Genomic DNA, 12995 nt, shown 5'->3' on the forward strand with positions numbered 1-12995 from the left:
TCTAGCGAACGACTTTTCGTATCAAATTTCCGTTATTGTCGTAGTAAAAATCGACGAGCACTTTGCCGTCCTGCTTCATCTGGACAAGCAGCCCTTTTTCGTTGTACACGTACTCGACGCCGAGGTAGCGGACGGCGAGCCTGGCGTGAACCGCTTTCCCGTTCCAGCCTGACACGCTGAGGAAGTAGTTCTGTCCTCCGTTCAGAAGCAGAGTGACACTGGAAAAGGGCGGCTTCTTGCCGTCGTCATTGGTCGCCAGATGGCGGGTCCGCTCATAGTCCTCGTAGACTGACAGGATCGTATCGCTGGTGCCCTCCGACGGATTTCCCGAAAAATAGTCGGTGTAAATCTCATAGGTGCCCGTCGCGGGCGGGGTGAATTTTATGAGCTGATACTGCGAGGCAGCGACGTCCAGGTCCCGGGGTGTCTGCAGGGTGACAGCTGGCGTGTCCGTAAACGCAAAGGAGAACGGATTCGTCGTCACTTCCTCCAAGGCCCCGACGATCGCCTCCCTGGAGATGGTCACGGATGCTTCGCCGGAATCCTTGTTTTCATGCGAGAGCGCTTTTCCGCTGAAACGGATTGCCAGCTGTTTATCGTTCAGTCTGACCACCTCGGTCTCCAATCCTTCCGGAAGGTTGTTGAAGTTGACTCGGCGCGAGGAAACATTTGGAGTAAACACGCTTCCTTCTACTGTTATGATCTGCTGCTCCGCCACGCTGCCGTCATTGGCTTCGGTTTCGTGCAGAATCGGGACTTCTGCGGTCAAATTTGGCTTGGAAGCTGCCGTCAATCTGGCGTGGACCTGGCCGTCGGTTGCCGAAGGGGCTACGTACAGGTAGTAGGTCGCGCCTTCGGTCAGCTTGACGTCAAGCTCCGAAAAGACGGTATCCTCCGAGGCGTTGTCATTTCCGCCCACCAGCTTTTGCATGAGCTCATCCCCGAACAGAAGAAGCATGGTGTCGTTTGGCGCTCCCGTCTTTTTGTAAGGAGATGTGAAGAAACGGAAATTTCCCGTCGCCGGGGCGGTAATCCGATAACCTGGCACCACGCCTTCCGGAACATCGATATCTACCGGATCGCCCCACGCGAGCTCGGACGGGTTGCCGACAATGAGGTTGTATCTGTCTGTCGTGCTGAACTCATTGTTGGTGCTAAAGACAACAAAGGAATACGAAGTGCCCGCTTTCGCCTGGAACGTGACCTTCTCCGCCGCCCCCGGCTCGCTGTTCAGGCTGGAGCCGACAAGCTTGCTGCCCCCTTCCATGACGACCAGGTCGTAGTTCTTGTCCTTTGGAACCGTGAGCTTGACCGACATTGGGCCGGAATAGCTTCCGTAGTCATAGCGGTAATTATCGATATCCGACTCTGACGAAAGAAGCGACAAATAAGCAAACCCGTTCTTTACCGGGTAGGCGTCGGAATAATTGTCATTCGGTTCAAACGTATCGCGGACTGCAGCCGCACCAGCCATGGACTGCCGTGCCGTACTGGCCTTGTTGTGCGACATCCTGTCCTTTTTTCTCTTGAAAATGTAATCGAGCGCCTTTTGCACCTTTTCGGGGCTTTCAGGCTCAGGATTTGGATTGTAGCTCCTCTGAAACAATTCGATGATTTCGTGCGCGCGGGCCATCTGGCTAAAGCCGGGCATCGTCATGATCACCAGGATCAAGCATCCCCAAACAGCCAGACGCCTCCACGCTCCGATGCGTGCTGGTCTCACTTTACTCTCCCACCTTTTCCTTGATATCGCGCAGCTCGCCGATGATCACGTCGTATTTTTCGCTGAACTTGTCCAGCAAGTCTTGCAAGCGGTTTTCCCGCTCCCGGTTGGCTCGCATCACGTAGAACAAGAGCCAAACAAAAAGAGCCGCGAACGGCCCCTGCTGCAAGAGCGATTCCAGATGCAATTCCTCCATCGCTTATCCCTCCTTTCACGGAATGTCACACTGCCATCGTAACAAGCGGAGAGAAAACATGTGTTCCGTTTCCGTTTCGAAATCGTTTCACGCGGGACTCTCTTCTTCCTCATATACCTCCATGCCGAGACCGCCCGCCAATTTGCGGAACGCGCTGTTGCGGGTCCGGTAGTACGAGGAATGCGTCATATTCAGCATGATGTACGCCTCGATATCCGTTCGGTCCTCACCGTCAAACCAGCGCGTCAAGATCAGCTCCCGCTCTCTGGAGGACAGGCGATTGACGGCTGTGAGGATACGCTCGACGTACTCCCGCCGCTCCTGTTCGATCGTCGCATTGCGGACGGCTGTCTCCTCTGTGCTGCTGCGGAACTTGTTGGTGGCCGTGGCGGGTGTCGTGTGCCAGCCGGCAGTCGTCCGTGCCTCAAACCCCGGATGGAAGCCCATGCGGATGAAATCGCGCGCCAAATCGAGCGCTTTTTTCACCCTCCTCTGTGTAGCCGGCCCATTTACTTTTCCTGGAGAAAATGCCAACCATGTTTCCATCATCTTCACTCCTTGCTTACAGGATTTTTGTACTTTTTCCACATTCATACAGGACAATCCGATCATAAAGTACAAGTATCTTGTTAGTCAAGTCATTTTACACAATTTTTTCATACACGCTTCCCTAAATATCACCAATCATGTACAATATATTTGTACCCACTAACAGGAAGGACTGGTTCGTTCATGCTCTCCCAGCGCTTACGAACAGCCCGCAAGGCAAAAGGACTGACGCAGGAAGAACTGGCGGAAAAAGTCCAGACAACCAAAGGCACCATCAGCAATTACGAAAACAACCACAGTTCACCGCCAAATGAGATGCTGGCGCAGCTCGCCGACATTCTCCAGGTCTCTACAGACTGGCTGCTTGGCCGAGTGGACCATGAGCTTGCTTCATCCTCTGCTGCCGCCGTCCAGAACGACAAACGCTCGCTTGAGGATTTGTTGCAGGAAAAAATCGATGATCCCGATGACTATTATTTTCTCGACGGTTATCTGGAAGCGTCCGAAGAAGAGAAAAAAGAAATTCGCCGATATTGGTATGATCTGAAAAAACAGATGCGGGTTCATCAGGTGAACGAATCCCGCCCGCCATCCCTGTATGCGATTACGGAAAAAGGAAAAAGAGGAAAATAAAAAAGCCCCTGGCGAGGGGCATTCTTTCCGCCGAAAAAACGAACAAACGTTCCTGATCAAGGAGGTCGTCACACATGTTCTCTCTTGTCTCCGACGTCTTCGAGCCGCAGACTTGGCTGGAGTCGCGCGTCTATGATCTACTGGAGCTTCACGACATGCGGCAGCCGGAAGAGATCCGCCTAACCGAGCTGTGTGCAGCCTACGGGATCGAGGTGTGGGACATCTGCGGACGCAGCCGGGCTCATCCGCACCCATACCTGTCCAACCGCTATGTTATCGCTGTGAACGAGCGCCTTTCTTTGCCCGAGCGGCGGGAAAAAATTGCGCATGAGCTGGGACATTTGCTGCTGCATGAAGGAATCCAGCCCATCGGAAGCGCGGCGATGATCCATTGGCAGGAAGCGCAGGCGAATCACTTCGCCGAGCACCTGCTGATGCCGTTTCCGATGTTTGTGCCGCTGCTGGAAAACTGCACCCGTTTTGAGGCCCCTTTCCTGCTGGCGAAAATTTTTCGCGTCCCGCTCTCCCTCGCGCAAAAGAGATTTGACCGTTTGCTGGGGAGGCTTTACGCCAAGGGACATCCCATCAGCTGGTGAGCGACGGGTTCCGACAGAAAGCCGCCACGGCTGTTTCTGTCTGGAGAGACGTTGCTTACGCGATTTAAGAAAACAACGCAGAATGATTTTGTACGCAATGCAGAGGGGGGAATCGGAATGGCGAGGAATATCGCAGAGGTATGCCGGCAAGGACTGTGAGAACGCCGCTGGTGCCTCTTTGTGCACCTGTTACACTTGTTCTCTTGTTCTCCTGTTCTCTTGTACAAGGCATTTTTGCCACTCAGACTTGTCCGCTTTCATGACGCCAGCGGTACATTCGTATAAAAGAAGCATAACCTCGCTGTAAAGGAGTACCACATGAAAAAAGTTTTTTTGGCCGGCGACGCCTACAGCTCCCGCTTTTTTGATCTTTCTTTGGATGAAGAAGAGCTTTCCCTGATGCCCTGGATTGCTGCAGCAAGCTATCATGTAGCCCGCTTTGCCTTGCTGATGCGGGACGACAGCCTTGCCGGTCTTGGCATTTCCAGCGGAGACGCCTTGCTCATCTCGGACTTTTCTCTGGAGCCGATCAAGGGCAGGCCCGTCCTGATACGTCAAGAGGGACAATACATCATCCGTATCGCGAAGGATGTCAATCCGGTCGAGTGCGTCTTTTCCTGTACAGACGAACAGCCTGCGCTGATCTTCCCCTCTGAAAACATTCGCATTGCAGGAGTGGTTTCGGGGATCATTTCAGAACCGGTGATTCATTATACTGCCCTTAGGTAAGAACCGGCTGCCTTCTTTAACGCTCCAATCCGGCGACGGTCGATTTCATCCATTCCTTCATCACTGCCACAGTCTGCTGCCATTGATCCCCCGGGAGAATCACGGCAGGCTGGTCCCCCTTTTGGGCGCCATAGCTTCCGAATTGGGCGTGATTGCCCCCTGCTACCGTCATGTACATCGCGTTATCGGGGAGATACTGGCGGGCTTTTTCATACTCCGATCTGTTCACCACGCCGTCTCTGGACCCGATCAGAGACAGTACCGGCAGTTTTTTGTCCTTCAGGCTCCCTTTCTGATCGGGATACGATGCCAGAAAGAAAACCCCCAGGATACGCTCGGGGTGGCTTGCGGCATAGCGGGAAGCCATCGAACCGCCTAGCGAATGCCCGCCGATCACAAACGGCTCCTCCGGATAAGCCTTCAGCACATCGCTTGCTCTGTCAACACCGGTGAAGGCCAGATTCAACGGCATTTTGACGATGACGGTCCGATGGCCGGACATCGCGAGCAGCCTGGCAAGCGGTGCATAGCTCTCTGGTCCGACCAACCCGCCGGGATACAAAATAATTCCGGGAGGTGTTGTCTCGCCTCCTTTAAAGACGAGCAGCCCTCCTTGTTCGATCACGCTGACGCCATCCCCGGCCCGCATGGCTTGCATGGCAGCATCATCCGGGTTATACGGATCGAGATACCAGGCAGCAAGAGCTACAAGCAAAGCTACGACCAAAAATACGTAGGTCAAGTAGCGAATAAAGTTTTTCCTCATCGCTGTCCTCCGCTCTTTCGGATTTACTTATTTTTCCTATCACTAGTATGCGCTTTTCCTGTTCCTATGTGCATGAACCCCTGAAAGTTGGTCCGAATCGCTTCCCCCTGCTCCAAATCATCTCTCTTGCAATAAAATGAATGATTCCCCAGTCAGATGTCTCGATTGGACGTTCACGTTGCGACGGGATCAGCGGAATGGTGGGACCATATCGGCAGCGCCACGAGGGAGACGCGGGGAAAAATGGCAGTCAAGTCTGCTCGCAACATACTGGCCGGTCTGTTTGGGGAGCGTCCGGAAAGCTTTTTAAATCAGTCTTGACTCACTTTTTTCAGCATGATAATATCTTACCCATACGAAATCGGAAGGGTGACTTATGAACAATGGACATCTAATCCTGTCTCCATGAAAACAACCGTTTGGAAAAAACCATGTCTGTGGGAAACGAAACGGTTTCTGGATAGGATTGGTATGGGTGTTCATAGTCGCCATGCATCTTTTTTCCGCCTTGACAGGCTTCTTTGTCGTCGGAAGGAGGATGCGCTATTGAAGGGTGAACTTGCTTCCCGGAATCTCCGAAGCATGGCACATCCTTAGGACAGAAGCAAGCCCGGCTTTCTCTGTTTTGGGGCTTATGTCTTCCCTGCGATCAAGATCTCTCGCCTCCTGTCCAGGAACTTGGATGAGGAGGCTTTTTTATGCCGCAAAATGGAATCTTTCGCAATAAAGTCATACAGACCATTCTGCTGTCCGCCCTGTTTGCAAATCGGGATATGGGTCCGCAACTTCGCCATTCTGCTGTTTGTCATGAAACAAACAAGCAGCGATCCTTTGGCTGTTTCGATGATTTACGTGGCGGAATACGCCCCGATCTTTATCTTTTCGTTTATCGGAGGTACGTTCGCTGACCGCTGGCGCCCCAAGCGAACCATGGTCTGGTGCGATATTTTAAGTGCGCTGTCGATATTTGCTGTCTTGCTTGCTTTTGTGTTCGGAACCTGGAAAGCCGTATTTTTTGCGACGCTGATCTCGGCGATCCTCTCCCAGTTTTCGCAGCCGTCCGGCATGAAGCTGTTTAAACTGCACCTGCCTGCCGAACAGATGCAGGCCGGCATGTCCATCTACCAGACGCTTTTTGCCATTTTCATGATCCTTGGACCTGTCCTCGGCACATTTGTGTATCAAACATTCGGAATCGGCGTTGCAATTGCCGTGACTGGCGTTGCTTTCCTGCTCTCCGCCGCCGTTCTCGTACGCCTGCCCGCCGACCACATGGAGGAAAAGGCGCAGCAGCCCACGACTCTTTGGCAGGAAATGGCCGACGGTATCCGCTATGTTTTGAAAAGCAACATTTTGACAAAGCTGGGCTTATGCTTTTTGGCAGCGGGCCTGAGCATCGGATTGATCCAGCCTCTCAGCATATTTCTCGTCACTGAACGACTGGGCTTGCCTATGGAAGCACTCAAGTGGCTGATGACAGTGAACGGGGTCGGCATGATCGTCGGCGGCGCTCTGACGATGGTGGTTGCCAAAAAAGCCTCGCCGCAAAAGCTTCTGGTCATCGGCATGCTGGTCAATGCCATCGCCATGGGCATCGCCGGCGTCTCGACCAATCTCTGGCTGACGCTGACGGCTCAACTGCTTACCGGCCTGTTTTTGCCTTGTATCCAGATCGGGATCAACACGATGATCTTGAAGTATACGGAGGGCGCCTTTGTCGGCCGGGTTATGGGGATTCTGAGCCCGCTCTTCACCGGAGCCATGGTGCTTACGATGAGTATTGCCGGACCTTTGAAAAAACAGCTGTCGCTGGTCTCTGTTTTTGAACTGGCTGCTGCCCTGTTCGTTGTCGGTCTGCTCTTTATCGTACCGCTGTTGCGTTCGCAGGCAGGCTCAGGGCAAGAGGCTTCCAGTTAATCAATCGTAAAAATGAACCACGCCGGAGAACGCTCCTGCGTGGTTTTTTTGCTTGCCGCGCTCCGCTTCGGATGTTTGCCTAGCCGAATGCCTGTGCAGCAATGGCGTACAGCTGTCCGTTCCTCTCGGGGAGTTTTTCCGCATTTCGGATCATGATCGGTGGTTGGCCCGCTTTTTGAAATCCGCACCGCTCAAGAAAAGCCAGAAACTGCTCCTGCCCAGATGGCACATCGATCCTCAGTCTGCCTCGGTATCCGCTGGCGAGCTCCTCCACGATTTGTTCTGCCCCCTGCGAATCGAAAGCGACGATCGGGCCCAGTATTATGTTCACCGGCCCCTCGACTGCCAGGCCGTAGCCGACGATAGCCCCGTCCTTGCCCTTCAGGACCACTCTCTTTTTCGCCTGCCGGATACGATGAAGCAAAAATCTCCTGCGCTCGGCTCCGACCGCTTCCCTGTCCAGACGAATGACTTGCTCCAGATGTTCTCCGGTCAGCTCCTGAACAGATAAATCGCTCTCCGGCCCCCGCAAACGCTGTGGAGGCTGATACGCTTCGCACAAGTATTTGTGCACGCAATCTACGGACACAAAGCCCATGCTCTCGTACATCGGTTTTCCCTCCGGCGTGGCGATCAGCATCAGGACCGTCTCCTCTGAAGGAGAAGCTTTTTCCGTGACTGTTTTTATACGAATCGCTGTTCCTGAGCCGCTCTCTTCGGAGGTCCCGCTGTTTCCTGGCAGAGACTTCGCCAAAGCGCTGCTGGAGGCTATATCGATACAAGCCTGTGTGACTTGTTTCCCCAGTCCCATCCCTCTGCACTCCGGATGGACGATGACCATGCCGATGGAAGCAAGCGTTTCTCCGTATAGAATAATGGCAGCGCTTGAACGCACTTTTCCCTGGTCATCCCGGTGTCCGAAAACTCTTCCGGCGGTAAGGAGGGTCGCCAGCTCTGCTTCGTGGTAATCCCACCCTACTGAGGCGGACAGTTCGATCAGTCCCGGAATATCTTCAGCGGTAAGCTCGTCCATCCGCAATCCACGCTGTTTGGCAGCATTCATTCTCTTCTCCCTCTCTCTATCCTTAATTGATTCGATTGGCGAAACGTGCGCCTCTCCCGTGGCACGTTGCGGCGCTGCTGGCGGTGGTCGAACCACATTGGGCCATTCCTGACACTTGCTCCGGACGCACAATCCTTCACGCTACTCCTGGTGTGCTTTCGATTTGAATATTTGAAGCAACAGCCAAAAGCAATTCTAAGGAGTTCAACAGATTGCATTCAGTCGCCTTCGCCCTTGTTTTTTTGCCTTTCTCGAAAACGCCGCACTTTCATCAGATTGCCGCATGTTTTATCGTCGCACCAACGGCTGGAGCGATTGCGGCTTTCGTCAAAATACACCCAGAGGCAACTTCTGTTTTCGCAGATTTTCAGACGCCTCAGATCTGCGTCCGCGAGCAGCTCGGCAAAGGAAGCGGCGATTCTCCCCATGACCAGGTCCCATCCTTCGCCCAAAACGACCTCTTCTACGCGAAAGCCATCCGGCTGATGCACGACACGGCGGTAGCTGGGCACTGCCGCAATCGCCTGATTGATGCCGTGGAGATCGCCCGCATCCGGCGGCTCCCCTTTTGCCACTGCTTCTACCACGTTTCGCATCTGCTGCCGCAGCTCTCTTAAGGCGAGGAGGAGCTTCGGGTCTGAAGGTAGCGGAACCTGCAGCTCCCACTTGTTCGCAAAATACTGCCACCATTCAGGCTTGGTCAGCCGGTCCTCCCGCTGTCCCGAACCGCGCCAGTTCCTGCAATCGCTATTGATAAAATCAAGGCATATCCACTCCACGGAGTTTTATCTCCTCTCTTGAACCGCTCGCTAAAATATGGTATGATTTCATCGTAACCACTTAAATTAAAATAGATAGTTACAGGCGGTGTTCACCAAACTCTCCCTTCATTATACCGCCGTCAAACACTCTTTCCCAGTTGAGGAGGATTTGCATGAACCGTATGGAATTGCTGTTGCACGAGTGGGATTGTACCTTTTCCAAAGAAGATTGGTATCCGCCTCTGAAAGATGCGTTGGCAGGACTTACCGCAGCCGAAGCAAGCTGGCGGCCGCCCGGCGAAGCTGCCAACACCATTTGGGAGAACCTGAGTCACCTGTTGTACTACAAGGAAAGGCTGCTTTCCCGTTTGCGGGGGACTGAGCAGACGGCTTCCGCCTCCACCAACGACGACACCTTCATCCCATCAGGCGGCTCGGAAGACGAAGAGGCCTGGCAGGCTGACGTAAAACGGATGGAGACCCTTCACGCTGAGATTAGGGATGTGCTCGCTGCTATTCCGGAGACTTCCTTCGATCAGCCGTCCCCCGTCAAAACGTTGGGGGTAAGCGTATTCAGCATCATCATGCACGACGCGTTTCATACCGGGCAGATTGTGCAGATCAGAAAGCTGCAGGGCTCCTGGCCTGCCCGCAGATCTTTTGAGTAAGAAATCGGTCTCTAGACAAATACCCAAACCCGCTCGGCTGTCCCCTCATACATTGTAGGGAAGATTATCGGAGCGAGGCGATTCCATGAGTAAACAATCGGGAGGTTTGTCTGCTGACGATCTTGCTTTACTAGCGGCTGTATTCGTTTTAATTGGAGACTTTCTGGCGCTATTGGCCTTGGTGCAGGAGCGGCAGGAAAAGACTAAGAAATGAAGAAAAGCCGTTGCTCATGACAGCAACGGCTTCATTTATCGTTTCCATTCCATGAATCAGCACTCTTCTCATCAAGGCGTTCCCCCTTCGCTGATCGGATCGTCAGGCTTTGGAGTTATTCCATACTGAAATGGATTGCCTTTTCCCGATGGAGCATCTACCTCAACAGGGGGCAGTTTGCCGACGACCTGCCTGAATTCCGGGGCGTAGTAACTGGTCAGCTTAATCGTCTCTGTCATCCTGCTGTCCTTTGGGATAATAAATTCTTTTTCCGCTGTAGCGACGGTAAATTCATCTACCTGCTAATACCGGGATAATCCTTGCACCTCTTTTGAGGAAGCGGTACAACTTTTTTGCCGTCAGAAAAACATGTGCAGATACCACCCGATGATCGCGTCCCCCTCCAAATAGGCAAGCAGCGATCCTGCAGCGATGAACGGCCCAAATGGAACCTGCGTTTTCCTCCCCGCTCCGCAAAAGAGCATCAGGATGACGCCAAAGAGCGCCCCCAACAGCGCCGACAAAAAGATGGAAAGCGCCAGCAAAGGCAGGCCCAGAAACAGGCCGACTGCGGCGTACAGCTTGATATCGCCTCCGCCAACTCCGCCGCGGGACAGCACTGTGAGCAGGAAGAACATGCCAAATCCGACTGCCATGGCGAGCAGGTACATCCAATAAGGCTGTGTCGGGTGGATCAACAGCCGGAGGATGAGAAACAGGGCCAGCGCTGGCAGTGTCACCTTGTCCGGGATGAGCCGGTAGGCGATGTCGGAAACGCTGGCAATGACGAGCAGCGAGACAAACAGCAAGCCCATCAACATCTCGGCACTCCATCCGTGCTTGAGGTAAACAAGTGCGAATGACAGGCCGCAAATGCCTTCCATGACCGGATAAAGCGGCGATACCTTTGCCTGACAGCGGCGGCATTCTCCCTTACACAAAACATAAGAAAGCACGGGGATCAGGTCAAGGGGGCGCAGTCTGTTCTTGCAGCTTTTGCAATGAGACGGCAGGTAGACGATAGACTCCCCCTGCGGCACTCGCTTGCCGACGACATTGAAAAAGGAACCAAATACAAGGCCGAATAGAAACAGGGTGGACGTGATAAGGCACTCCATGGCTTCTCTCCTAGCGGGGAAACTTGTAAAGCTGTGCTTGCTGGTTCTGCTGGTTACTGCTTCTTTTGCTTCAGGAAAAACCCCCTGCACCTCTTTGGAAGCTCAGAAGGACAGATGGTTTTGAAGCATCTGTTACACATTTTTCTGGATGCTTGCATTTTTGTGTCCCTGTTGGTATTATCAACCAATATTCAGTAGATTCTGAATATCACGGAACCTGCCTGCCACAAAATCACACTTGATTTTAAAGGAAAAACCCATATACTTTAACCATAACATAATCTTATAGCAATTATCCTCATCAGACACGATGAGGATAGAGGTCGCGGCTTTTATATTATTCTGAACGAGATCCAGAGAAGATCAATGACTCCAGGAGAAGGAAAAGCTGCCGAAGTCTGCCGTGTATTCTCTGTACACACAGGCTGGGGCTGTACCCGAAAAGGGACAGAACTGTCACGTTTGCCAGCCGAGCAAGCGTGGTGTGCTATCTTCCGTGAAGGCTTGGTGGGGATTGGATCATACCGCCCTTTTGCCGTTTTGGCTTGTGGTGGTATTTTATTTCCGGCCTTCCTTCCCGCAAATCAAAAGAAAGGTCGTGCATCATTTTATGTCTTCCAATCAATTGCAACGCGGATTGAAAGCCCGTCATCTGACGATGATCGCCATCGGCGGATCGATCGGTACAGGGCTCTTTCTGGCGAGCGGCGGCTCCATTCACTCTGCCGGTCCGGGCGGTGCTTTGGTTGCCTATACAGCGATCAGTCTGATGGTCTTTTTCCTGATGACGAGCCTGGGCGAGATGGCGGCGTTCATGCCGGTATCCGGCTCCTTCAGCACCTATGCCGCCAAGTTTGTCGATCCGTCCCTCGGCTTTGCCCTCGGATGGAACTACTGGTACAACTGGGCGGTCACGATTGCCGTCGAGCTTTCGGCCGGTGCGCTGATCATGAAATACTGGTTCCCAGACACGCCGTCCATTCTCTGGAGCGCGCTCTTCCTCTTGCTTATGTTTGGCTTAAACATGTTGTCGGTAAAAGGCTATGGCGAATCCGAATACTGGTTTTCATTGATTAAAGTAAGTACGGTCATCATCTTTATCATTGTCGGCGTTTTGATGATTTTTGGCATCATGGGCGGCGAATCCGTCGGCTTTCACAACTTTACCAAGGGCGATGCGCCGTTCAGCGGCGGCTTCATGGCGATTCTCGGCGTCTTTATGATCGCCGGCTTCTCCTTCCAGGGCACGGAGCTGGTCGGGATTGCCGCCGGCGAGAGCGAAGACCCTGCACGCAACATCCCGAAGGCCATCAAGCAAATTTTCTGGCGCATCCTGCTGTTCTATATTTTTGCGATCTTCGTCATCGGGATGCTGATCCCGTACGACAATCCGAATCTCGTAAACAGCGACATTACGGACATCGCGGTCAGCCCGTTTACGCTGGTGTTTGAAAAAGCGGGCTTCGCCTTTGCCGCTTCGGTCATGAACGCCGTCATTCTGACATCTGTCCTCTCGGCGGGCAACTCCGGGATGTACGCGTCTACGCGGATGCTGTATGTCTTGGCCAAAGAAGGAAGGGCTCCCAGGCTGTTTGCCAAAGTCAACAGCCGCGGCGTGCCGATCAACGCCCTCCTGCTGACTACGCTGATCGGGATGTTTGCCTTTCTGTCCTCGTTGTTCGGGGACGGCACCGTCTATATCTGGCTCTTGAACGCTTCCGGGATGTCCGGCTTTATCGCCTGGCTTGGAATCGCAGTGAGCCACTACCGCTTCCGCAGGGCGTACGTGGCCCAAGGCCATGACCTGAAGCAGCTTCCTTACCGGGCGAAATGGTTCCCGTTTGGACCGATCCTGGCTTTTATCATCTGCCTTATCGTCGTGCTCGGCCAAAACTACTCCGCCTTTACCGGCGAAACCATCGACTGGAATGGCGCGCTGGTGTCGTACATCGGCCTGCCGCTCTTCATCCTCGTCTGGCTGAGCTACAAATACGCCAGGAAAACCAAAGTCGTTCCGCTTCACAAAGTCGATTTCACCAACCAGCAAAAGTAGAGCGGTCAC

15 protein-coding genes, 1 pseudogene and 1 riboswitch are annotated in these 12995 nt (G+C 53.3%); of the genes and pseudogenes, 8 read left to right on the top strand and 8 right to left on the bottom strand.

Annotated features, from left to right (window positions below; translation table 11 throughout):
• Position 1 precedes the first annotated feature (1 nt).
• The 3 genes from Q3F21_RS22850 to Q3F21_RS22860 all read right to left on the bottom strand — a co-directional run bounded on the left by Q3F21_RS22850 (position 2) and on the right by Q3F21_RS22860 (position 2465).
• A complete protein-coding gene (locus tag Q3F21_RS22850; RefSeq protein ID WP_340258194.1) occupies positions 2 to 1723 on the bottom strand; it encodes a hypothetical protein in 1722 nt (573 codons plus the stop codon).
• A 1-nt stretch (position 1724) separates the two neighbouring features.
• Positions 1725 to 1919 (bottom strand): BhlA/UviB family holin-like peptide, encoded by a 195-nt coding sequence (locus Q3F21_RS22855; RefSeq protein ID WP_340258196.1) that lies wholly within the window; start codon positions 1917 to 1919, stop codon positions 1725 to 1727.
• 87 nt (positions 1920 to 2006) lie between these two features.
• Positions 2007 to 2465, bottom strand: coding sequence for an ArpU family phage packaging/lysis transcriptional regulator (locus Q3F21_RS22860; protein WP_340258198.1), 459 nt, complete (start codon positions 2463 to 2465; stop codon positions 2007 to 2009).
• Positions 2466 to 2651: 186 nt separating this feature from the next.
• Between Q3F21_RS22860 and Q3F21_RS22865 the strand changes: the two genes are divergently transcribed.
• From Q3F21_RS22865 to Q3F21_RS22875, 3 genes are all read left to right on the top strand, one after another.
• Complete coding sequence (locus Q3F21_RS22865) at positions 2652 to 3101, top strand: helix-turn-helix domain-containing protein (protein ID WP_340258200.1); 450 nt, start codon at positions 2652 to 2654, stop codon at positions 3099 to 3101.
• A gap of 74 nt (positions 3102 to 3175) precedes the next feature.
• Entirely contained in the window at positions 3176 to 3697 is a 522-nt protein-coding gene (locus Q3F21_RS22870; RefSeq protein ID WP_340258202.1) for an ImmA/IrrE family metallo-endopeptidase, read from the top strand.
• Positions 3698 to 4015: 318 nt separating this feature from the next.
• Complete coding sequence (locus tag Q3F21_RS22875) at positions 4016 to 4426, top strand: hypothetical protein (protein ID WP_340258204.1); 411 nt, start codon at positions 4016 to 4018, stop codon at positions 4424 to 4426.
• A 16-nt stretch (positions 4427 to 4442) separates the two neighbouring features.
• Here Q3F21_RS22875 and Q3F21_RS22880 read toward each other — a convergent pair whose 3' ends face one another.
• Positions 4443 to 5192: an alpha/beta fold hydrolase gene (locus Q3F21_RS22880; protein WP_340258206.1), complete on the bottom strand. Its 750-nt coding sequence runs from the start codon at positions 5190 to 5192 to the stop codon at positions 4443 to 4445.
• A gap of 156 nt (positions 5193 to 5348) precedes the next feature.
• On the opposite strand from Q3F21_RS22880, the gene Q3F21_RS22885 reads away from it, so the two are divergent.
• A complete protein-coding gene (locus tag Q3F21_RS22885) occupies positions 5349 to 5513 on the top strand; it encodes a hypothetical protein (RefSeq protein ID WP_340258208.1) in 165 nt (54 codons plus the stop codon).
• 377 nt (positions 5514 to 5890) lie between these two features.
• Positions 5891 to 7109 (top strand): annotated as a pseudogene (locus tag Q3F21_RS22890) (MFS transporter).
• Positions 7110 to 7188: 79 nt separating this feature from the next.
• Here Q3F21_RS22890 and Q3F21_RS22895 read toward each other — a convergent pair.
• Positions 7189 to 8172, bottom strand: a complete 984-nt coding sequence (locus Q3F21_RS22895) for a GNAT family N-acetyltransferase (RefSeq protein WP_340258210.1) — start codon at positions 8170 to 8172, stop codon at positions 7189 to 7191.
• 218 nt (positions 8173 to 8390) lie between these two features.
• Positions 8391 to 8951 carry a CGNR zinc finger domain-containing protein gene (locus tag Q3F21_RS22900; RefSeq protein WP_340258212.1) on the bottom strand — a complete coding sequence of 187 codons (561 nt, stop codon included), beginning with the start codon at positions 8949 to 8951 and terminating at the stop codon, positions 8391 to 8393.
• Between the two features lie 155 nt (positions 8952 to 9106).
• On the opposite strand from Q3F21_RS22900, the gene Q3F21_RS22905 reads away from it, so the two are divergent.
• Both Q3F21_RS22905 and Q3F21_RS22910 read left to right on the top strand, forming a co-directional pair.
• Positions 9107 to 9601 carry a DinB family protein gene (locus Q3F21_RS22905; RefSeq protein ID WP_340258214.1) on the top strand — a complete coding sequence of 165 codons (495 nt, stop codon included), beginning with the start codon at positions 9107 to 9109 and terminating at the stop codon, positions 9599 to 9601.
• 85 nt (positions 9602 to 9686) lie between these two features.
• The gene (locus tag Q3F21_RS22910) at positions 9687 to 9815 is read left to right on the top strand and encodes a hypothetical protein (protein WP_340258216.1); all 129 of its coding nucleotides are present in this window, start codon (positions 9687 to 9689) and stop codon (positions 9813 to 9815) included.
• Between the two features lie 71 nt (positions 9816 to 9886).
• On the opposite strand, the gene Q3F21_RS22915 is transcribed toward Q3F21_RS22910, so the two are convergent.
• Both Q3F21_RS22915 and Q3F21_RS22920 read right to left on the bottom strand, forming a co-directional pair.
• Complete coding sequence (locus Q3F21_RS22915; RefSeq protein ID WP_340258218.1) at positions 9887 to 10054, bottom strand: hypothetical protein; 168 nt, start codon at positions 10052 to 10054, stop codon at positions 9887 to 9889.
• A gap of 120 nt (positions 10055 to 10174) precedes the next feature.
• Entirely contained in the window at positions 10175 to 10933 is a 759-nt protein-coding gene (locus tag Q3F21_RS22920) for a prepilin peptidase (RefSeq protein ID WP_340258220.1), read from the bottom strand.
• A 309-nt stretch (positions 10934 to 11242) separates the two neighbouring features.
• Positions 11243 to 11431: riboswitch (Lysine riboswitch) on the top strand.
• 112 nt (positions 11432 to 11543) lie between these two features.
• On the opposite strand from Q3F21_RS22920, the gene Q3F21_RS22925 reads away from it, so the two are divergent.
• The gene (locus Q3F21_RS22925; RefSeq protein WP_340258256.1) at positions 11544 to 12986 is read left to right on the top strand and encodes an amino acid permease; all 1443 of its coding nucleotides are present in this window, start codon (positions 11544 to 11546) and stop codon (positions 12984 to 12986) included.
• Positions 12987 to 12995 lie beyond the last annotated feature (9 nt).

Origin of the sequence: Brevibacillus borstelensis (assembly GCF_037834415.1) — a bacterium.
Lineage (GTDB): Bacteria > Bacillota > Bacilli > Brevibacillales > Brevibacillaceae > Brevibacillus > Brevibacillus borstelensis_A.

Excerpts from the sequence above, each read along its gene's own strand:
- Q3F21_RS22895 (WP_340258210.1), bottom strand. The coding sequence starts at position 8,172 with ATGAATGCTGCCAAACAGCGTGGATTGCGGATGGACGAGCTTACCGCT.
- Q3F21_RS22925 (WP_340258256.1), top strand. The coding sequence starts at position 11,544 with ATGTCTTCCAATCAATTGCAACGCGGATTGAAAGCCCGTCATCTGACG.
- Q3F21_RS22910 (WP_340258216.1), top strand. The coding sequence starts at position 9,687 with ATGAGTAAACAATCGGGAGGTTTGTCTGCTGACGATCTTGCTTTACTA.
- Q3F21_RS22865 (WP_340258200.1), top strand. The coding sequence starts at position 2,652 with ATGCTCTCCCAGCGCTTACGAACAGCCCGCAAGGCAAAAGGACTGACG.
- Q3F21_RS22885 (WP_340258208.1), top strand. The coding sequence starts at position 5,349 with ATGTCTCGATTGGACGTTCACGTTGCGACGGGATCAGCGGAATGGTGG.
- Q3F21_RS22870 (WP_340258202.1), top strand. The coding sequence starts at position 3,176 with ATGTTCTCTCTTGTCTCCGACGTCTTCGAGCCGCAGACTTGGCTGGAG.
- Q3F21_RS22905 (WP_340258214.1), top strand. The coding sequence starts at position 9,107 with ATGAACCGTATGGAATTGCTGTTGCACGAGTGGGATTGTACCTTTTCC.
- Q3F21_RS22880 (WP_340258206.1), bottom strand. The coding sequence starts at position 5,192 with ATGAGGAAAAACTTTATTCGCTACTTGACCTACGTATTTTTGGTCGTA.
- Q3F21_RS22875 (WP_340258204.1), top strand. The coding sequence starts at position 4,016 with ATGAAAAAAGTTTTTTTGGCCGGCGACGCCTACAGCTCCCGCTTTTTT.
- Q3F21_RS22855 (WP_340258196.1), bottom strand. The coding sequence starts at position 1,919 with ATGGAGGAATTGCATCTGGAATCGCTCTTGCAGCAGGGGCCGTTCGCG.
- Q3F21_RS22920 (WP_340258220.1), bottom strand. The coding sequence starts at position 10,933 with ATGGAGTGCCTTATCACGTCCACCCTGTTTCTATTCGGCCTTGTATTT.
- Q3F21_RS22860 (WP_340258198.1), bottom strand. The coding sequence starts at position 2,465 with ATGGAAACATGGTTGGCATTTTCTCCAGGAAAAGTAAATGGGCCGGCT.
- Q3F21_RS22915 (WP_340258218.1), bottom strand. The coding sequence starts at position 10,054 with ATGACAGAGACGATTAAGCTGACCAGTTACTACGCCCCGGAATTCAGG.